At 44.7% G+C, this 21298-nt stretch carries 17 protein-coding genes; 6 read left to right on the forward strand and 11 right to left on the reverse strand.

Features of this window, described 5'->3' with window-relative positions; all coding sequences use genetic code 11:
• Positions 1 to 113: 113 nt before the first annotated feature.
• Positions 114 to 836 (reverse strand): DNA/RNA nuclease SfsA, encoded by a 723-nt coding sequence (gene sfsA / locus AC0VYI_RS23320; RefSeq protein ID WP_475445934.1) that lies wholly within the window; start codon positions 834 to 836, stop codon positions 114 to 116.
• A gap of 105 nt (positions 837 to 941) precedes the next feature.
• Entirely contained in the window at positions 942 to 1067 is a 126-nt protein-coding gene (locus AC0VYI_RS23325; RefSeq protein ID WP_475445935.1) for a hypothetical protein, read from the reverse strand.
• A 321-nt stretch (positions 1068 to 1388) separates the two neighbouring features.
• Between AC0VYI_RS23325 and AC0VYI_RS23330 the strand changes: the two genes are divergently transcribed.
• From AC0VYI_RS23330 to istB, 5 genes are all read left to right on the forward strand, one after another.
• Positions 1389 to 2522, forward strand: coding sequence for an MFS transporter (locus AC0VYI_RS23330; RefSeq protein WP_475445937.1), 1134 nt, complete (start codon positions 1389 to 1391; stop codon positions 2520 to 2522).
• A gap of 383 nt (positions 2523 to 2905) precedes the next feature.
• The gene (locus AC0VYI_RS23335) at positions 2906 to 3847 is read left to right on the forward strand and encodes a LysR family transcriptional regulator (RefSeq protein ID WP_475445938.1); all 942 of its coding nucleotides are present in this window, start codon (positions 2906 to 2908) and stop codon (positions 3845 to 3847) included.
• 416 nt (positions 3848 to 4263) lie between these two features.
• Positions 4264 to 5508, forward strand: a complete 1245-nt coding sequence (locus tag AC0VYI_RS23340; RefSeq protein ID WP_475445940.1) for an MFS transporter — start codon at positions 4264 to 4266, stop codon at positions 5506 to 5508.
• A 190-nt stretch (positions 5509 to 5698) separates the two neighbouring features.
• On the forward strand, positions 5699 to 7231 hold the full coding sequence (gene istA / locus AC0VYI_RS23345; protein WP_475443430.1) for an IS21 family transposase: 1533 nt from the start codon (positions 5699 to 5701) through the stop codon (positions 7229 to 7231).
• Positions 7232 to 7240: 9 nt separating this feature from the next.
• Positions 7241 to 7981 carry an IS21-like element helper ATPase IstB gene (gene istB / locus AC0VYI_RS23350; RefSeq protein ID WP_475443432.1) on the forward strand — a complete coding sequence of 247 codons (741 nt, stop codon included), beginning with the start codon at positions 7241 to 7243 and terminating at the stop codon, positions 7979 to 7981.
• A 299-nt stretch (positions 7982 to 8280) separates the two neighbouring features.
• Here istB and AC0VYI_RS23355 read toward each other — a convergent pair whose 3' ends face one another.
• The 8 genes from AC0VYI_RS23355 to guaB form a co-directional block, all read right to left on the reverse strand.
• Positions 8281 to 8472, reverse strand: coding sequence for a hypothetical protein (locus AC0VYI_RS23355; protein ID WP_475445942.1), 192 nt, complete (start codon positions 8470 to 8472; stop codon positions 8281 to 8283).
• A gap of 94 nt (positions 8473 to 8566) precedes the next feature.
• The gene (locus tag AC0VYI_RS23360; RefSeq protein ID WP_475445944.1) at positions 8567 to 10006 is read right to left on the reverse strand and encodes a UvrD-helicase domain-containing protein; all 1440 of its coding nucleotides are present in this window, start codon (positions 10004 to 10006) and stop codon (positions 8567 to 8569) included.
• Positions 9988 to 11700: an ATP-dependent nuclease gene (locus tag AC0VYI_RS23365; RefSeq protein WP_475445946.1), complete on the reverse strand. Its 1713-nt coding sequence runs from the start codon at positions 11698 to 11700 to the stop codon at positions 9988 to 9990. Before AC0VYI_RS23365 ends, AC0VYI_RS23360 begins: the two co-directional genes overlap by 19 nt.
• Before the next feature lie 108 nt (positions 11701 to 11808).
• Positions 11809 to 12486, reverse strand: coding sequence for a hypothetical protein (locus AC0VYI_RS23370; protein ID WP_475445948.1), 678 nt, complete (start codon positions 12484 to 12486; stop codon positions 11809 to 11811).
• A complete protein-coding gene (locus AC0VYI_RS23375) occupies positions 12476 to 13183 on the reverse strand; it encodes a hypothetical protein (RefSeq protein WP_475445949.1) in 708 nt (235 codons plus the stop codon). The genes AC0VYI_RS23370 and AC0VYI_RS23375 overlap by 11 nt, the downstream gene beginning before the upstream one ends.
• Positions 13180 to 13821 (reverse strand): hypothetical protein, encoded by a 642-nt coding sequence (locus AC0VYI_RS23380; RefSeq protein ID WP_475445951.1) that lies wholly within the window; start codon positions 13819 to 13821, stop codon positions 13180 to 13182. The genes AC0VYI_RS23375 and AC0VYI_RS23380 overlap by 4 nt, the downstream gene beginning before the upstream one ends.
• Positions 13822 to 14396: 575 nt before the next feature.
• The gene (guaA, locus tag AC0VYI_RS23385; RefSeq protein ID WP_475445953.1) at positions 14397 to 15974 is read right to left on the reverse strand and encodes a glutamine-hydrolyzing GMP synthase; all 1578 of its coding nucleotides are present in this window, start codon (positions 15972 to 15974) and stop codon (positions 14397 to 14399) included.
• 126 nt (positions 15975 to 16100) lie between these two features.
• Positions 16101 to 17567 carry an IMP dehydrogenase gene (gene guaB / locus AC0VYI_RS23390; protein ID WP_199478136.1) on the reverse strand — a complete coding sequence of 489 codons (1467 nt, stop codon included), beginning with the start codon at positions 17565 to 17567 and terminating at the stop codon, positions 16101 to 16103.
• 93 nt (positions 17568 to 17660) lie between these two features.
• Here guaB and xseA point away from each other — a divergent pair, with 93 nt between their 5' ends.
• Entirely contained in the window at positions 17661 to 19022 is a 1362-nt protein-coding gene (xseA, locus tag AC0VYI_RS23395; RefSeq protein WP_475445955.1) for an exodeoxyribonuclease VII large subunit, read from the forward strand.
• Here xseA and AC0VYI_RS23400 read toward each other — a convergent pair.
• The gene (locus tag AC0VYI_RS23400) at positions 19019 to 20947 is read right to left on the reverse strand and encodes a methyl-accepting chemotaxis protein (RefSeq protein WP_475445957.1); all 1929 of its coding nucleotides are present in this window, start codon (positions 20945 to 20947) and stop codon (positions 19019 to 19021) included. The two genes, xseA and AC0VYI_RS23400, sit on opposite strands and share 4 nt — an antisense overlap.
• Positions 20948 to 21298: the final 351 nt, after the last annotated feature.

Here is a 21298-nt window from a genome sequence, read left to right on the forward strand (position 1 = left end):
GAATTTTGAGCGCAAGTACTTTTTTAGGTTTCCGATGATTTTATTTTAGAAAGTCTAAAATCGTTCAATAAGCCAACAAAAAAGCAAAAATCTAGTTCAAAACCAAGCCAATTTTATGCATCAAGTACTCTAGGCATTTCCACTGGAAGTTGGCGCTCGATTTTCATCGCCTGTGGACTTATCTCAACTTGATAGGCAATAACCTCTACCCCCTTTGCAACCACTTCGATAAAAGCTTGTGCATACTTCTTATCAATATGTGCAGCGGGTGTCACAGAATCGATTCCAGTATGACTCACACAGAAAAACATCACTGCACGATGCCCCTCTTCGACCATCTGCGCCAGTTCGTATAGATGCTTACGACCCCGATCTGTTACCGCATCTGGAAAGTACCCCATTCCATCTTCTTCTAATAACGTGACATTCTTCACTTCCACATAGCACTTACGGCCGTCCTCACCCGTAAGCAACCAATCGATTCGGCTGTTTCCGCCATATTTCACTTCCGCTTTTTGCTCAGCGTAACCAGCAAGTTCTTTCACCACACCATTAGCAATGGCTTCGCCCACCAGCTTATTTGGATAGCCAGTATTGATACAAGCCAAATATTGATTATCAACTTCTACCAGCTCCCAGGTATAAGCCAACTTGCGCTTAGGGTTATCACTCTTAGATAGCCAAACGCGTGCACGCTCTTGTTGGCAGCGTTTCATTGACCCCGTATTTGGACAATGGGCCACCACGACCTCGCCACTCGGCAACTCAATGTCAGACAAAAAACGCTTATAACGCTTAATCAATTTTCCCTCTATTAAGGGCGTTGGAAATTTCACAACAATGCTCCAGCACTTTTTACTATTCAACACAAACAAAAACGGCCCTCTTTACTATAAAGAGAGCCGCTTCATTAAACCATTAACACAGGAAGATTATTCCCACTAAGTCGCTTGTACGGAAGGTACGCCCAGCGCATTTATAAAGTCGATGGCTTCTACCGCCGTCGCTTCTGTGTCAAATACATCGATAAAGGTAGCCGCTATTGCTCGACGACAGACGAAATGCAAACAGCACCCTACGCCAGCGCGAATTGAATCTGATTATGCTCACTCGTGTGATGGATACAGTCTTGGAATGGCAGCGCTGTTGGTAAAAAACGTAGCATTTTCTTATTCTCCCTTTATTATGACAAGCTAATACGGTTATTTTGGCACTTACCCGTCAATCACCAACCGATACAAGATATAGATACCATCACAAAGGAGCAGCAACATGGACACCCTCCTCAAAATATCATTGGTATCCCACTCTTTACGGCACAATAAGCCCATACTGATTTATACAAATAAATAAAATTATCCTCTCACTCTCTAATAAAATTTTATCTTATGAAAAAAGCTTTTTACCTTGCTGCTTTACTGTCACTTTTTAGCCCGTTAGCAATCGATATGTACCTTGGCCTTATGAGCGTCATCGAAGGTGAGTTTCATGCAAGTGCTTCGCTTACTCTATCTATTTTTCTCTTTGGACTAGGCGTAGGGCAAATTCTATTTGGTCTGGTTAATGATAAAAAGGGATTGCCGTTCTTGATTGTATTTTCCTTGATCGGCTATATCTTAACCTCTGGCGCTATTTTCTTATTTACCGACTATCTTTCTTTGCTCATTTCTCGCTTTGGTCAAGGCGTCTTTGCGGGTGGTTTATCTTTGTCATCCATACTCTTTATTGATCGAAGTTTTCAAGGCAATGAAAAGCAAAAATACCTTGGCTATCAACAATCTATTATGAATGCCATTCCTGCTACGGCCCCAGCCATTGGTACTTTTTTATATGAGTTAACGGGAAGCTGGCGAGCCACATTTTTAGTCCTTTTCGTTATTGGCATAGCATTTCTATTTTGGTTGTTGAGAAACCTTAGCATTATCCCTAAAAGTCACGCGACGATGAGCAAAAAAGTCTCTTTCAATAAGGATTATATTCGATACGGTATTATTTCCATATTAAGCTTAGGTGGACTTTTTACTTATGTCTCAGCATATCCTTTTGTTATTGACGCCATGGGGCTCAGTAAGCTTTTTTTTCTGATTGCCTTTGCTTTCAATGCTGTTTTTATCATATTGGGAGGCATTTTCTCTGGAAACCGTTCCAATCATTGGTCTTCGAAAAAACTACTTACCTTGGGTATTTTATTGCAAGCCATCAGTGCCATGATCATATTTTTTAGCCATGGTTTTTATTGGCTTTCACTTTTAGGTTTTGCTACGTATTGTTTTTCCTTTCCGATTACGATTGCCAACGCTATGGCAATGAGCTTATCAGGTATTCATAAAGGCCATGGGAAACTACTAGGCTATATAACATGCTTGCAAATGTGCGCTGGAGGATTAGGAGGCTATTTGGTCACAAGCCTGACCTTTTCAACAGCTATGTCTTTCGCCTTTTTATTGGCACTCTATGCGCTTGTCTCCATTGTCCTCATCCAAGGAAAAACACAATATACGACGGAAGTGAAGGAGCCGTAAGAATCAACTATAGCGGCCAGCTACCGCCTTTCCATTAATCCCAGCAAAGGCTATTGGAGTATGCGCAGTCATAGTATTGAACATCGCAACCGCCTCGCTGCAGGCCATAAGATTTAGATCGAGAGATCTTCGGCCATCTTCCTTCCAGCTCATAAGCTAACGTAGCAGCAAGTTCTGCTCCGTTAGTTAACGAGTCAGTGTCTCCTGTCCTGCCCACTAAACAGAAGCAATCGGAAGACCTGTATAGACAGGATGGAAAATATTTAATACAAGGAAATAGTAAGCATGGGGATTTGCCAAAATAAATGCTTCCAACTCAAGAGATGTTTTCCATAATTTATTGGTTACACTGTCAATATGGTTAGAATTGCTTAAGGATGGGTATGAAAATAGAAGAGATTTACCGTCGGGATTTAAATCTGCTGGTCGCGTTGCAAGTTCTGGTTGAGGAGCGCAGTGTCAGCCGAGCAGCAGAGCGCTTAAACTTGAGCCAGTCTGCCATGAGCCGGGTTCTGGGGCGATTACGCTGTTTGTTGTCAGACCCTTTATTTACACGTCAAGGGCAACAGCTAATCCCAACAGAAAAAGCGTTATCAGTGAATAGAGCGCTAGACGAGCCAATTGGCTCTCTTAGACAACTCTTGTCTCCCATTGATTTTGACCCCACGTTTTGTGATCAAACATTCACGATTTTAACGACTGATTATGCAATGCAAACTATTTTACCCTTTGCTTTACCTCGCATATATCAGGAAGCACCTAATGTCGCGTTTGAGTTTTTGCCGCTGCAAGATGAACATTTAAAAGAGCAACTCACTTACGGTCGAGCAGACTTAGCTATTAGTCGCCCAATTTACTCTATAGAGCCATTACAGTATGAAACATTAGGGCGAGTTGGAGTGTCATGTCTATTATCTAAGCAACATCCGTTAGCGAATAAGCCAATGTGTCTAGAGGATTATTTGAATTTTCCTCACGCAATGATTGCCATTAGCGATGGAGTGAAATCCCTTATTGAACAGGCATTGGAAGATAAACCTAAACGACGCATGATTCTGAGGACTTATTATTTAGAAGCGGCACTGGCGATTGTTGATACCATGCCTCTCATTATTACAGTACCAGCAGATTTAGCCTACTTAGTTTCTGAGAAGCATGATCTAATCGTCAAACCGCTACCCTTTCATTTTACACCGTTTGATTATTCCATGATTTGGCACCCTCGTTGTGAGCATTCACCTGCACAGGAATGGTTAAGAAGCATCGTAAAGGAAGAGTGTGGCAAGCTAATCGCTAATCGTGTGGTAGAAATGGGACTGGAGTGAGTTCGCCGCCAATGCGTCTTATGCATAGAAGAATGTCATTTTGCCCCATAACATTCATTATATCCTATCTCTCAACGCAACTGCCCCCATTTATTGATGCGGTGCCTTCTCAATGATAAATTTGATTTATGTATAATTTGCATAGACCACTTCACTTTTTATCATTTGAGTCCCCTCTGAATACTCTCTAAACTCCTTACATATCCTAGTTGAGCGCGTATCCGCACTCGTTTCATTCCACTTTCGCTAAAGTACTGAGATTGTTAGTTATGTTGCGTCTGTCATGAATGTTTCTCTATCACCTACCCAAGTTAGAGAACCGAATAACAGCGCAAGCCATTAACCATGGCGGCCACGAACCAATGGACATAAATGAAACGCCCTCTGATCACTGCAGGCATTATTAAGAGCAATTTATGTTTACTTTTCGATTTCCATTGCTAGTTTGGCTGGGCATAGGCATCTTGATTACCAGCTTAGGAATCAGGCAATCCTTTGGTATTTTCATGACGCCTATTTCTGACTACTTCCATACGGGGCGAGAGTTTTTCAGCTTTGCCATTGCATTGCAAAACTTACTATTTGGCGCGTTCCAGCCGTTTGTGGGAATGGCCGCCGACCGTTGGGGGCCAAAACGTATCATCATTATAGGCTCGGCCTCTTATGCCGCTGGTCTGTACTTAACCTCGATTGCCGTCGAGCCGACTATGATGTACCTATCCTTAGGAGTGCTTGTTGGGCTTGGCTTAAGTGCTACCAGCTACGTAATCGTCCTAGGGGCGGTAGCGAAAGTGGTGCCTGCGCAACATGCGGCAAAAGCCTTTGGCTTAACCACGGCGGCAGGGTCATTTGGTATGTTTGCGATGATCCCTGGCGCACAAACATTATTGAGTATTTATGATTGGCAAAGTGCTATGCAAATATTTGCTGTCATGTGTAGTTTTATTGTGGTGTTTGCCGTATTCATCAAGACAGCAAAGCAAGAAACACATACTACACACCATCTACAAGAAGACCTGCAAACCCTCAAAGAGGCTTTGAAAGAAGCGTTTTCACACAAAGGCTACTGGTTGATTCATATAGGCTTTTTTGTATGTGGTTTCCATGTGATGTTTATCGCCACTCACCTTCCAAGTTATTTGTCGGATAAAGGCCTACTCGCATCAACAGCGGCCATGGCACTGGCTTGTGTAGGTATATTCAATATCTTTGGTTCATACTTTTGGGGAGCCATGGCAGACCTCTATAACAAACGTTATGTGATGTCTGCACTGTATTTAATGCGTACGGTTGTGATCAGTGCTTTTGTGATATTCCCTACCACTGACATGACGGCTATCATTTTCGGCGCTGCCATCGGTTTTTGCTGGTTAGGTACGGTGCCCTTAACATCTGGCTTAGTACGTCAAATTTTTGGCCCTCGTTACCTATCGACGCTATACGGTTTAGTGTTTCTCTCTCACCAATTAGGCAGCTTTTTGGGTGCATGGGCCGGTGGTGTCGTCTACGATTATTACGGCTCATACGCCCCTATTTGGTGGACTGCGGTTGCGCTAGCGTTTATCTCCGCATTGATTCATCTTCCAATCAATGACAAACCAGTCCCACGTTTAAATACGGCTGCATATACCGGAGCAATCCGGACACCCATTCCGATATAACTCGGACACCCATTCCGTTTTTATCCGGACACCTATTACGCTCTAAACCGGACACTTTTTGGCTTTCCCCGGAATCCCTGTCCGGATTAGCGTAAACCCTGTCCGGATTCACCGGAATCCCTTCGTTTTCTCTTTTAAATCAATCGCTCACTACACTTGGTTACACCTAATACGTTGCCAGGAAGTGATCATGACCAGAAAGAGAACCTCAATGACCAATATTAAAGAGATTTTGCGTCTCAAACATGAGTGCCATTTATCCACGCGGCAGATTGCTTCTTGTTTGAATGTCGGCCGCTCTACCGTGTCCGATGTCCTGACTCGTTTCAAACAAAGTGACTATTATTGGCCCCTTGCCAGTGACGTTTCCGATACCGATCTGTCTAAAGCGCTGTATCAAGAAAAACCGGCTAATCGCCTGAAAGTGATGCCGGACTTTGCGTACTTTTTTATCGAACTCAAGCGCAAAGGGGCGACGAAGCAATTGTTGTGGGAAGAATATGTTGCCGAGCACCAAGAGCGCACTTATGGCTACAGCCAGTTCTGCGAGTACTTCCGTCGTTGGCTCGCCACACAAAAACGCAGTATGCGTCAACTCCATACCGCAGGTGACAAGTTATTCATTGATTATTGCGGACCGACTATCCCGATCGTCAATCCGGAAACGGGCGACGTTCGCCACTCACAAGTGTTTGTCGCCACACTGGGAGCGTCTAACTACACCTACGTTGAAGCCAGCGAAAGTCAAAAGCTGGAGCATTGGCTACAGTGTCACGCCAATGCGTTTGAACACTTCGGTGGCGTTCCCGCTTTATTGGTGCCAGACAACTTAAAAGCTGCCGTGACAAAAACAGATCGTTATGAGCCGAAACTCAACGACAGTTATCGTCAGTTAGCGCATCACTATCAAACCGCCATTATGCCGGCTCGTCCCTATAAACCCAAAGACAAAGCCAAGGCCGAAAATGCGGTTCTGATTGTCGAACGCTGGATCATGATGCGCCTTCGTCATCGCACCTTCCATACCCTAAGAGAGCTGAATAATGCGGTTCGAGAGCTGATGAACGCTCTGAACCAACGGCCGATGCAAAAGATTGGCGTGAGTCGCCAAGCCCTTTTTGACACCCTCGATAAACCCGCGTTGAAACCGTTACCGATGCAGAAGTATGTCTACACAGAACATAAACGCGCCAAAGTGGGACCGGATTACCACATTGAGTACGCAAAGCATTATTACTCGGTACCGCATCAGCTTGTGGGTCAATATGTGACGCTGGAAGCGACGTCGCAGATCATACAAATCTTCCATCAAGGTCAGCCCGTCTCGTCTCACCCAATCAGCCGAAAAGACTATGGTCTGAGCACCCACATGGAACATATGCCGAGCCATCATCAACATCAAAAATGGTCACCAGAACGCTTAATCGGATGGAGCAAGCAGATTGGTGTCGCCACCGAAAACGTCATCAAACAACAGATCCTGTCCAAAGCCCATCCAGCCCAAGCCACTCGTCGCTGTCTTGGCATACTGAGTCTCGCGCGCAAACATGGGGATGTCCGCCTAGAGCAAGCCTGTCAGGATGCCTTACTGGTCAACAAACCTTCTCTGCGCTTTATCCGAAATCTGCTCGATCATCATCGGGAAGGCACACTGTCTCTTCCTTCTGACTCGACACCCGACACCCCGCACAGCAATGTTCGCGGGCCACACTGCTACCACTAGGAGAACAACATGAATCACCTGACTGAACAACTCAAAATGCTGCGACTGAGTCATGCCGTTACCGCGTTAGAACAACAACGAGAACAGTTAACCACCTATGGAGAACTGGACTTCGAGCAACGTCTCACACTGCTCCTTGACAGTGAGCTGCTAGGCAGAAATCATGGCAAAATCGAACGGCTCAAACGACAAGCAAAACTGCGCGTAGAAGCCAGCGCCAGCCAACTACTCTACAAAGAAGGGCGTGGACTAAAGCGCATCCAACTAGGAGAACTGTTGACAGGAGGTTACCTGCAAAAGCATCAAAATATCCTCATCACAGGCCCAACGGGCGCGGGCAAAACCTATGTTGCCTGCGCCCTTGCCTCACAGGCGTGCGAGCAACTTTATAGCGTTCGCTATCTGCGCCTGAGTCGACTGCTGGATGACCTCAGCCTTGGCCGCTTAGACGGCACCTATCAAAAACAACTTGCCGCCCTCGCCAAAAAGCAGCTGCTGATACTCGATGACTGGGGGATGGAAAAACTCAGTGCCGATCATGCAGGCCATTTATTAGAGCTTTTAGAAGATCGTTACCAAACCAGCAGCACGATCATGATCAGTCAACTGCCAGTGAAAGAGTGGTACAACATGATAGGCAATGCCACGGTTGCGGACGCTTTACTGGACCGTTTAATCCACAACAGTCACCGCATAGAACTAGGAGGAGAATCGATGAGAAAACTGGCGCAATCCGGACACATGGAGTAAAACTAGAGACTGAGAAAATGAAGAGAAAAAGGTGTCCGGATTAAAACGGTACCGGTGTCCGGAATCAGCGGAATATGCAACGGCAACTGCGTAACGCTTAAACGCTCCTAGAATAGGATGTCGGGCACTTCGATTTTCGGATTTAAAACTATCTAGTCAATGCCAGATATCTGGCCGTTAGACAACAAAAAGCCCGCTGGAAAGCGGGCTTTAGAGTGTTTATTGCTGTTCAGCGCAAGGTGTTACCTAACGCTGAATTATTCCCACTCTATCGTCAATGAGGGCCGCAAGCCCTGTAACTACGGCTGTTTGGGGCTTGGCTCTGTCGTAGTACCATTATTAGTACCATGTTCAGCGTTTTGTTTCGCCTTTTCGTCCTGGCGACTCTTCAACTCAGCACGTGCCCAAGCAGAGGATTCAGCCATATCGCGGCGGAGAGTTTCTTTCTCTGTACCTGACACCAAGCCCAATAAAAGTTCTGTTTTACTCATATTGCATACTCACAACTCCGACAAGACATCAACCTTAAGAATAAGTTAATCGCTATCACCAAACTCAATAATTTTACTCCCTGGTAAGACATTCTTATGTAAAAAGAAGATTCACCGATTTCGTGTAGATACTTAATGATTTAGCGGCACGCGTAGCTGCAACATAGAAGTTTTCTTTATTCATGCTATTAGCATCTAAAACTATACAATGATCACACTCTAAACCTTTGAGAAGCAAAGTAGAACCAACTGCCCTATGTGCTATTCGCTCTTCACCCGTCAGCCTTCTTCTTTCTCTGACCTTAAGAATTGCATCTCTCAACAGCATTCCTTCCTGCTGAGCCAGATCTAATGCTTGATTAAAGGCTCTGAATGCAACCTTACGGAAAATATGTGTTCCCTCAGCTAAAACTATAGCCCTCGATGCTTGCATTAAGGCCAGTGTAGTTCTATTTGTGGCTAGCTGCGCCACGAGGGCTTCTTTGGGAGAAGGTGGCTTTCTACTTGTACCATTAGCTATTGAATTAATACGTCTAAGTGAGTTTGCCATATCCACTCCAGTCATGAGGGTCGCATGAAAGCCTAGGAATGCCTCAATTAAGCTTCTTCCTGACAGTCGGTCAAAAGACTCACAAGCCTGAACTATATCAGTTAGATCAACTGGCTCTACAACATCTAAGTTATTCGCTCTCTGAGCAAAAAGGTGACGGCTTTTAGGCGACTTTGAATCACCTATTATTAATAACGACTCATGGGGATTTGAGTTGCTGACGCTATACTGAAGTTTATTCTGCTCAGTAATGTTCTGTTGTGAACTTGATGATAATGCCAAAACACTGACATTTTTAGGAATTTTTTCTAGGTTGACCGAACTCTCTTGTAACAGCTCATTTCTCAACTCAAGCAACCAATAACCCAGATCTCCCGTACCTGCGTTTAGCCATCGATGCGGAGTAGACAATGCACATCCAGGAACACCAAAAAAGCCTTTTACATGCTGCTCCCAACACGGCATCGGTGAACTAAAAGTAAATATTGCTTGTAGTGGGTCACCTAATACGACTGTAGGTAAGATTCCTGCAAGATACGAAACTAGCTGATGCTGATCGACATCACAGTCTTGATACTCGTCAACAATCAGACGAGAGTATGAGTCGGAAATTACTGATCTAATAGCAGGGCTATGGCCTATAAAACTAATTGATTGCTGCCTAATAAATGGATAATAGTCTTTTCTATTTTCTGGAGCCGCATCATTTATCGCCATTGAAGTTGGAAAAAAAGATGCCATCCTAGTGATCCATCCGTCTATAGTGCTTATTACTGCTCTATTGTTTGGAATCCCCTGCATGGACAGTCTCTTACGGAGAGCCGTAACTCCAGCTGTAGTATGCGTTAAAAGCAGAATAGGTTTTGTAGTGTTATACTTCAAAGATTCGACAATTAAATGAGTCTTACCGCAGCCAGCTGGAGCCTCTATCAAGCCCCTATGCGTATCTAACATATACTCTACTGTCACTGTGTTATTCCCCATATCAGGTTTACAACATTTTGAAATTCCGGTGTAAAATCTTGCCAATATGGAGCGATAATTCGCGCTACTAATTCTTCTCCTTGATAAATTGACTTAAACCATTCGTACTTACCTGCAGCATCAGAAATGTAACTTCTATGCATCTCGCCATAACTTTCTGGAAGCGTCTGCATAGTAAGGTTCCCGCCCGAGAAATTCACGATATTTTGAGAAATCTGCTGTTCTGAATGCATCTCTTTGGCAATAGAGACAATCCCATCAAGCAATTTGACTGGACAATGATTGATGATCGCTTTTTCAATAGACATCCCATCCCCCCACTCGATAATGCCAACTCCTTTTTCCTTTAAATCTTGCGTCCTTTCTAAATGCGATTTAGTAGAAATATCTGAGTCTTTAAAAAGATAGGTTTCATAGCCAAGTTCATGAAATACACCCGCACGCTTAATCATATTCCCTTCACCATTACCGTCACTCCAATACACACCCGAATTTTGCAGGCCTATGTATCCTGGCCCACATAAGCTCCACGCATAATCAAAGGCACGTAGAAAACCAACTTCAGTAGCCCCCTCACACACTATGACCCTTTTAGCAAAAAAAGCTTCTGCGCACGCTCTAAGAGTTGCTTGTTGTTCGGCAGTACCTTTCGGCTGAATAAGTATATGGTCAATTTCACCCTTATCGGTGTGAGATTTTCTTAGAATAGCAAGCTGGGTCGCAGCCAACTCTCGAATAACGAAAGGCGAGTGTGTCGTAATAAAAGACTGACTAGCTGATTCTGGATTTTTGCTTCCCAACAGCTTCAACAATAAAGCTATACGATAAGGTTCAAGACCATACTCAGCTTCATCTATTAATAAAACTGATGACTGTGTACTTGAGTTCTGTAGTCCAGACAAAAGGAGCCTTGCGGATCCAGTTCCTATCCCTCTAACTGGCAAATTATTTTGATCATGCAATGCAATAGACGAATTAGACAAACCGGATTCAGCATCTATCCCAAACGTGACATCGTTTAGAGAAACCCCAAGCTCTCTTGAAATACTTTCAACACATTCTTTTAGAGATGACAACATAGATATATCTGTGTCGTCCGAGAATTTGAGTCGCGAGGCCCTATGCAAGGATGATAGTTCTTTTGAGAAATCTAAGTCTGCGTCTACTAACTTCCTTAATATTGATCGAGTGCTTAGCGTAAATTGCGTATTATTCCCAACCCCAAGCCTTGCTGGAGCTAGAAGTTCCCTGTGTTTCCATTGAATATCTTTCTCTATTCCTAAAGCTTGGCTACGTTCAGAGTAAAGTCTCCATATCGGCTCCAGATCAGCACTGATTACCAATTGTATCGTTAGTACTGGTATATCGTTAGGCAACGGCTCTTCATGAACTTCTTTGGTTTCGGGATTGTATCCGCGTATGAAGTACCCATATCTATCAAGTGACATTACTTGCTCTGGCACAGAAACCGTAGCATTGATTTCAATATTCTGACTTATATTTCCTTTGTAGAAGTCGCTATCCGATACTTTCAGACTACGTCGAGCACCCAGCACCCAATCAATCGCATCTAGGATAGTGCTTTTACCTGAGTCACCCGGGCCTATTATACAATTCATACCGGAAGAAGGATGAATAGCCAGATTTGAGATGGAGCGAAAATGCTTAATAGTTAAATGCTTAATTACATACATAAAAAGAACCACCTCAAATAATATAGTTACATTAGCTGTTTTGCTGGATACAAATAGGCTAATATCGCGATTACATACAAAGTAAGTAAATTTGCTTAAGGGTAGAGCTTAAAAACCACTTTTTCTGATAAGGACGGTGCAATCATCGCTGAGACTCAGGCCTTGAAGATATGAATTGACACTATCTTCGGTCAATAGTCTGGGGATCTGGACAGACTCTTGGCACCAAAACCCATCTGAGGCAAGAATAAACGGCTTACTCAAATCAAGATGAAGCTCTTCATAGGTTGGCTCACTAAGACGCATCCCCTTCAGAGACTTATATAATGTGTGCCGGTCAGGGGCATTACGCAGTTTCTCCTCATCAGGCCCAACCGCGCTAAATGTCAAACTGTGTGGATAGGTCTGCCACTCTATATTGCCACTCTCCTCTATGAGGCCAATTCGACAATCTCCTAGATGAAAGCAATGCTGTATCTCAGGCTCAATGACTAGCAGCAAAAAACTCCCCTTAGCACATATAAAATCGCGCTGAATTTGCCTATGAACAGTCTTTATCGCACATAGCAAATCTTCCCTTGTGATTGGAGTTTGTAACTTCAGCCAATTTTCACGTAACCCGTCACAGAATGCCTTAACAAATGCGCCGCTTTCTTTTGCATTAGTTGAGCCATCAGCAATCACCCAAAACTCTTTAGTCTTGCCTACTATGCAGTGCTCTAAATAGTCTTGGTTTATATCTTGGTCAGCTCCTTTGATCGACAAAGATATTGCTCTATTGCTCATTCCCTTGCCTCACAATGCTATCGATTTTCTCGTGTAAGTACTCTATGCGACCTTCGTCACCATTAGTCGCGCTTTGCAATAGATAATCGAAGTCAGGGTCACGACGAATGATATCTAACTCAGTGGATATAAATGCTTGCATCTCTTCATCAGCATCGGAAATATCTTCAGCAATAGAGTCGCGACCGTCAATTAAGCTTACGATATCTTCTAAATCTCGACTTTCCCACAAGAAATCGGCTCCACGCCCTTTAAATGCTTCAATTTTAGTTGCTAAAAAGTAAGGTGGTGTAAGAAGTCGAATCACTAAACCTGGCTTCAGCTCATAATCCTGAGCATGCTCTAACGCTGCAGCATACCAGCGGTTAGTGAACCCGAGCGTATTGTCCGTAGGCATGAAATCAACCTGAATATCGCCAAGGCGCTTACGGCAAATCACGTCGTCTTCAGGATTTTCTGTGAAACCTCTTTCCCTTAACTTTTTATCAAAAGCTACATTTTGAGCATACCCAAGCGCACTAATAATCAAATCCACATCATCTGTTGACCGAACAGATTCTTGCGCAAACTGGTCGGTAAGAAGCAATCCTGTTGTAACCCCTCCAACAAAAGCGGTTTCACTTAAAATATCCGGCCCAAGAGCTTCTGCCACTTGCGCTATCATTTCCTTAAGTTTCTCAAAAGTGCTCTGATTCATTTAAAAAGCCTCTCATTAAGCATCTTGCAAGCCAAGTTGCTCTCCCTTGCATTCCCCATACGGATTGCATCCAAAAGAGCTAAATATGCATATAATTCGCTATCTCTTTTCACAGCAAATGGTACTGACTTGTATAAGGGTTCAATAGCTTGCCCCATCTCTTTACCTCTAGGGTCAGGCCAAACCATTTTTAACTCACCAGCAGATAGAAGCTTACTCTCTAATACGGGTGCAGAAAAAGTAGTCGGTATTCCACGAGTAAGTTGAGCAGGCCTTACAGGAAAAACGTATTTCATTCCATGCGATACAAACTCCTCAAACGCCTTTTTGTTTACCTCGGGTCGGCCAGTAAAACGATTATGTTTAGCCAAATTGACGTTTACACATCTCTTTAAACTTTTACTAATCTCACTTTTACTGATACCGAGCTCCGCTGCTAGACCACGTAGAGTAAACAAAGATTCATAGTACTCTGCGGATTCGAGCATAGCATCAATGCTGCGAAGTTGAACATTCAACTCACCCTCATCAGACCAGCCGCTAAGATCCTCACTTACTTTTGAAACTGCAATATCTCCTGATTTCCAGCTTTCTAAACAGAGAAGTTTTACTAGCAGCAAAATATCTTGACCTTTCACCCTCACCTCCAAACAACATTGTCCACAATTTTCAAACTGTGGACAGATTGTTATTTGAAAATTTCTCGGATGTCAATTTATTTTTTTATATGAAATCTATCCGAACTAATGTTAAGGGCACAAATTGGCTTCAATGAGATGACTACCTCCCCACAAAGCCCGCTATCTCTTCGTTTCGCTCCCTTTGCTTCTCTTGGACATAGTCAACGTAATCCTCTACATCAAACGTGTGTTTCTCGGGATCGCGGGCTTGCCAGTCGGCGTGGGCCTAGTGGGCTTCTTCCTGGTCAAACCCTGATAGCTCGCTAAAGCAACCACTTTGGTTTATCCAACCCTAAAGCTTTTTGAGATAACGGAAGCGGAACCCTAGAAGCTATTTTATATCGGCGAGATGGATTCCTGCCTTCGCAAGGAATGACGGTTGGCGAGGCTATTGTTGTTGGGCGGTATGACTGAAGGCTCTTGTCTCCTATTTACACCATCACTTCTTTTCTTCTGGTAATAAAAAAACCCGCTTCAAACGAGGCGGGCTTTTAGGTATTTCTGTTTATTCAGTTAAGGTGTGCCTAACTGACTTATTCCCACTCAATGGTCGCAGGTGGTTTAGAGGATACATCGTAGGTCACACGGGAGATGTGTTCGATTTCGTTGATGATGCGGCCAGATACTTTTTCCAATAATTCATATGGAAGGTGTGCCCAGCGCGCGGTCATAAAGTCGATGGTTTCAACGGCACGAAGCGCGACGACGTATTCGTAACGACGGCCGTCACCTACTACACCAACAGATTTCACTGGTAAGAAGACGGCGAAGGCTTGGCTGGTTTTTTCGTACCAACCGGATTTACGCAGTTCTTCAATAAAGATCGCGTCGGCACGACGTAGGATGTCGGCGTATTCTTTTTTCACTTCACCCAAGATACGTACCCCAAGCCCTGGCCCTGGGAATGGGTGGCGGTAAACCATGTCGTATGGAAGACCTAACTCAAGACCCAATTTACGTACTTCGTCTTTAAACAATTCCCGTAGTGGCTCAACCAATTGGAACTTCATGTCTTCGGGTAGGCCGCCCACGTTGTGGTGTGATTTGATCACATGCGCTTTGCCCGTTTTAGAAGCCGCCGATTCGATTACATCTGGGTAGATGGTGCCTTGCGCAAGGAAGTCGACATCCGTCAATTTCGCCGCTTCGGTGTCAAATATTTCGATAAAAGTATTACCGATGATTTTACGTTTTTTCTCAGGATCCGCTTCGCCTGCTAATTTACCGAGGAACAGGTCTTCGGCATCAACACGGATGACTTTTACACCCATGTTGTCGGCAAACATTTTCATCACCTGATCGCCTTCGTTTAAACGAAGAAGACCATTATCCACAAACACACAGGTCAGTTGATCACCAATGGCTTTGTGCAACAAAGCGGCAACAACAGACGAGTCCACACCACCCGATAAGGCAAGCAATACTTTACGATAACCCACTTGTTCTTGCATGCGTTCAATCGCATCTTGAGCGATGTTGGCAGGTGTCCATAGGGTGTCACAACCACAAATATCCACGACAAAGCGTGACAAAATACGTCCACCCTGTAACGTATGGGTTACTTCTGGGTGAAATTGCACACCATAAAATTTCTTCGCCTCGTTCGCCATCGCGGCAATGGGGCAACTTTCGGTGGAGGCCATCAAGGTGAAATCGCTTGGCATTTCAATGACTTTATCACCGTGACTCATCCACACATCAAGCATGGCAAGACCATTATTCGCAATATGATCTTCAATGCCTTCGAATAGTGAGGGGCCTTGATGTTTACGAATTTGCGCATAGCCAAATTCACGAATCTCAGAGCCTTGAACTTTACCGCCCAATTGCTCTGCCATGGTTTGCATGCCGTAACAAATACCAAAAACAGGCACACCCATTGTGAAAACCGCTTCTGGAGCGCGTGGCGAACCAGGCTCAGGAACGGATTCAGGCCCACCCGCTAGGATAATGCCTTTGGGAGCAAAATCGATAACCTCTTGATCTTCCATATCAAAAGCGCGAACTTCACAGTAAACGCCAATTTCACGCACACGACGCGCGATCAGTTGTGTGTACTGTGAACCGAAATCAATAATAAGAATTTTATGAGCGTGGATATCTTGCGACATTGTTAGCCTGTCCTTTCCCCTCACCAGCCAAGATCAGCTTATGCAAGTAAGAGCGATTAATAATTAAGAGCAATAAATAAAGAAGGGGCGTCTTATACGCCCCATCCCGGTGTCAATTTAGCCTGTCTAGCCGAGGTGGTAGTTCGGCGCTTCTTTAGTAATGGTCACATCATGCACATGACTTTCACGCATGCCCGCTCCGGTGATTTTTGAGAACTGCGTTTTGGTGCGCATTGTCTCAATATCTGGCGAACCTGTGTAGCCCATTGAAGAACGAACACCACCCATCAATTGATGGATAACCGCTGCCATTGGCCCTTTAGAAGGGACACGACCTTCAATACCTTCTGGCACCAATTTTTCCACACTACTGGAGTCTTGGAAATAACGATCACTAGAGCCTTGTGCTTGTGACATGGCACCAAGAGACCCCATACCACGGTAGGCTTTAAAAGAACGACCTTGGAACAGAACCACTTCACCAGGGGCTTCATCCGTACCTGCAAGCAAGCCGCCCACCATGATCACACTGGCGCCTGCGGCAATGGCTTTCGATATATCACCAGAGAAACGCACACCGCCATCGGCAATTACAGGAATACCTAGTGGATCCATCACTTCTGCCACATTCGCTACCGCACTGATTTGAGGAACCCCTACACCAGCGACGATACGAGTGGTACAGATGGAACCTGGACCGATACCCACTTTTACGCCATCCGCACCCGCTTCCGCGAGGGCAATTGCCGCTTCTGCGGTAGCAATGTTACCGCCAATAACTTGAATGTGTGGGAAGTTATCTTTTACCCAACGAACACGATCAATCACGCCTTTAGAATGACCGTGAGCGGTATCCACAACAATGATGTCAACACCCGCATCCGCCAAGGCTTTAACACGCTCAGGTGTGTCCGCACCCGTACCGACGGCCGCGCCGACTCGTAGTCGACCTTGATCATCTTTACAAGCGTTCGGGAACGTTGTGGCTTTATTGAAGTCAGTGACAGTCACCATGCCACGCAGCTCAAATTCTTCATTCACTATAAGCACTTTTTCAATGCGGTTTTCATGAAGCAATTTGCGAATAGAGCCTGCTGATGCGCCTTCTAGGGCCGTCACAAGACGCTCTTTTGGTGTCATGATGTCAGCGACGGTTTTATCATAATCTTTCACAAAGCGTACATCACGGCTGGTCACAATACCCACTAAATCGGTACCTTGAACAACAGGGACACTTGAAATGCTGTTTGCTGCAGTCAATTCCATTAGTTCATGGACAGTGGCTTCTGGGTGAATCGTCACCAAATCTCGAACAATACCACTCTCGAATTTTTTCACACGGCGAACTTCACGAGCTTGCTCTTCAATGGTCAAGTTTTTGTGGACAATACCAATGCCACCTTCTTGTGCCAAAGCGATTGCCATGCGGTGTTCGGTGACGGTATCCATCGCAGAAGACGTCAGCGGAATATTCAGCTCAATGTCTTTTGTGATTTTCGTTTTGAGGCTAACATCCTTAGGAAGAACTTCGGAATAGCCGGGGACAAGCAGTACGTCGTCAAACGTTAAAGCTTCTTGCACGATTCGTAACATAATGGGGAGTTTCCAATGCCAACTAGGGTGTTAAGATGGCAAGTAATTCTACTCCAATAGTCGCACTCGGTAAATCAAAACAACGAGAGATTGATGAAAAAATTTACAACCAGCCCGACACAAGAGACCGCCTTTACCGTCTCACAACTCAACCGTCAGATACAGCAGCTGCTTGAGGCCAGCTTGCCATGGATTTTAGTGGAAGGCGAAATATCCAATCTAGCCAAGCCGAGTTCCGGACACTGGTATTTTTCATTAAAAGACGACCGAGCTCAGATCCGCTGCGCCATGTTCAAAGGCAAAAACAATGCGGTACGTTTCCAACCCAAAGATGGCGACATGGTACGACTGCGTGCGCGAGTCACTTTTTATGGCCCACGAGGTGACTGCCAACTCTCTGTAGAAAGCATGGAATCCGCCGGAGAAGGCGCCTTGCAACAGGCCTTTGAGCGTTTAAAGAACACACTACAAATAGAAGGCTTATTTGACCCCAAACACAAAAAGCCACTACCGACCAAACCTGAACGTGTGGCGATCATCACCTCTCCAGTTGGAGCTGCCGTACGTGATATGGTGACCACGTTTCGTCGCCGTTTTCCTTTAACCGAACTCACGGTTCTCCCCTCTTTGGTGCAAGGGCAAGACGCAGCACGCAATGTGCTTAAGCAACTTCGGCGCGCTGATGAAAGTGGTTACTTCGATGCCATTATTCTGGGTCGTGGTGGTGGCTCGTTAGAGGACCTATGGAGCTTTAATGATGAAACATTGGCCCGGGCGATTTTTGCCGCCAATACACCGATTGTTTCAGCGGTGGGCCATGAAGTCGACTTTACCATCGCCGACTTTGTCGCTGACATGCGTGCCGCAACGCCCACCGCCGCTGCAGAGCTATTAAGCCCTGATCGCACACAACTGATCCGCCAAATAGAGCAACAAGAAAACCAACTAACGCGGCATATATCACGCATACTGGAGCAAAATCAGCAACAGCTCGACTTTCTGACTAGACGCATTCGACACCCCAAAGAGCGCATCGACCAACAACAAAACCAGCTCGCTCAACTAAAACGTCGATTACAACAAGGCATGCAACGTCAGATTCAGGACCACCAAACACGTTCAGACAATTTGGCTCATCGTCTGGCAAAAAACAGCCCAGCACGTCGTATTGAGCAAAACAAACAGACGCTCCAGCATATGGATACACGCCTTGCTCGCGCCTTACAAAGTACATTGACCAGCAAACAAACCGCCTTTGGGCGTCTTGTGGAAAAGCTCAACCTTGTCAGCCCGCTAAACACTTTATTTCGCGGTTACGCCATCGCCAGCAAAGACAAGCAAGTCATACGCTCTGTGGCAGACGTTAGCAAAGATGATAAAATTGCCATCCGAGTAGAAGACGGCACCATCACTGCGAGCGTTAGCTCTAAAAGAAGAAACAGAAAAGCCCTTTAAATGCCTTTAAACAAGCTCACTTTGGCTTTTAATTGTGTCATTTCATTCCCAATAGCTTCCGTTGCAATTCGGCTCTGGTTGAATAACGCTGTCGTATGCTGGCTCTGCTCGGCGAGCATAGACAAGTGATTATTAATATCTTGCACCGCCACACTTTGATTGTCCGCTCGTTCGAGCACTTGCTCGTTCATATCAAACAACTGCTGCAAACAGTGATCCAATGACGACACCTTTTCATAGACTTTTTGTTGGCTCAAAAGGGTTTCCTCGCTGCGCTCGCAGGCGGTATCAATCTGATTCGTCACAAGGGAAGAGGCACTGCGTAATTGCGTAATAATCTCTTGAATTTCTGTGGTGGACTGACTGGTACGTTGAGACAACAAACGCACTTCGTCGGAAACAACGGCAAAGCCACGGCCATGCTCACCAGCACGCGCTGCTTCTATAGCGGCATTCAACGCTAATAAGTTTGTCTGCTCGGAGATCGAGGTAATAACATCCAAAACGGATAAAATTTTCTCGATATGCACATTCAACTCATTCAGGCTGCTCTTGCTTTCAGTCATATCCGTTTTGAGTGTCTGTAAATATTCAAGACTGTGCTCTACTTCGCTATTGGCTTGTTTTAGTTCTTCATTCCCCTGATGAGATAGCTCGCCCGCTTTGGCCGCCAATTCCGATACCCCGGCACTTTGTTCCGTAATATTTTGCGTCGCTGTGTAGATTTGCTCAACGGACTTCTGCTCCTCTTCAGACGCCAAAGACAGTTCGTCCACCTGTTTATTTAACCCCTCAACCGAATCATCCGTTGTCTCGACGGCATGGTTTACCGTCGTCAACGAACTTTTAAGAGTGTTAAGTAAAGAGTTAACAGCGTTGGCTAGCTCACCGACTTCTGCTTGGTCCTTGGTAAGCACTTTATGACTAAGGTTCAAGCTTTTCGACACCGCATGAATTTCTTTACTTATCAGTACTATCGGCTTAGTCAAAGAGCCGACGACGAAGTATAATGCCACTAAAGAAATGGCAATAAGCCCAATAACCAACAACAGCGCCGTGATAAGTTGTTGATAGATGGGGGATAATATTTGCTCAGAAGGCACTTCAATAACGATAAAACGATCCAGCATCGGCACCCACAACGCCCCTAGATAGTAATCTTTTCCTGAAATGCTTTTCTCGACTATTTGAACTTGGTTTTTATCCTGTAACAGGGAGGCAATATCAGTTTGTTTGATCAAGTCGATTGCAGGAGACTCGCCTTTAGCCTGAATAACACCTTGATCCGTCACTAGCATGGCTCGGCCGCTTTTGCCAATGGTCAGTTGTTTGACCATATCAATCAGCTTATCGACTTTAATCGCCAATCCTGCCACGACAAGGGGTTTGCCCGTTGTGGGATCCATTTCACGACTGCGATAGTTGATGTACAGTTTTTGATCGGCATACTGCAGATTCAGTTCGTAGTCTTTATTTTTTGCTAAGAAGTTAGGATAGAATTCTTTGTAAGGGTAATCAGCTAGAGGCGTGCGGAAAAATTTTTGATCGTAACCTAAGAATTCCAAGCCACTTTTCATATTGACCACATAAAATGTCGAGTCACTGCCGGATAACTGTTTAATACTATTCAGCTCTTCCGCTACTAAAGGTAATCTTGATTCGTCTGCTCCTTTTTTTACCCAGTCGGCAATAAAACGGTCATTCGTCATTAACTTAGAGGCATTAATCAATGGAGAAATTTGTTCACTTATACGAGAAGAGAGACTGTGCAGTCGATTGGGCAGCAACTCTTCTTTTAGTTGCTTAAGATCTGACTCCATTGTGGAACTGGCCCAAAGCCCTAATAACAGAGCCCCGATGGCAACCAACAATACAGATAACGCGATAAACATTCGACTTCGAATAGAAAGAACTTGCCAACTCATACACTATCCTTAAATACCTATATCCCTTAAACCTATTGAACCAAGTGATCACCCATTGATGAAACATCATCAGAGAGACTTGTTTTAACGATGTGATACAAACCATTACTCAGACCTATATGGTAATAGCAAAGAAATGTTCATTCGTCACCTAACTTAAAGAAATTAAGATAAAATCCAGTGTCCTATAAAATAAACGTTGCCACCACCTTAAACAGGCAAACTATTGACGTGGAATGGAACAAATAGTGACCACCGTCATACTCGAAGACTTTAGCAACACTCTCTGCAATAAAACGCCCCAAATATAGCCACAGCTCATTTCTAAAAAAAGCAAAGATATCTTAATAA

The organism is Marinomonas sp. 63XJN7_9_ISO-PGPR-S23-217 (assembly GCF_056173515.1).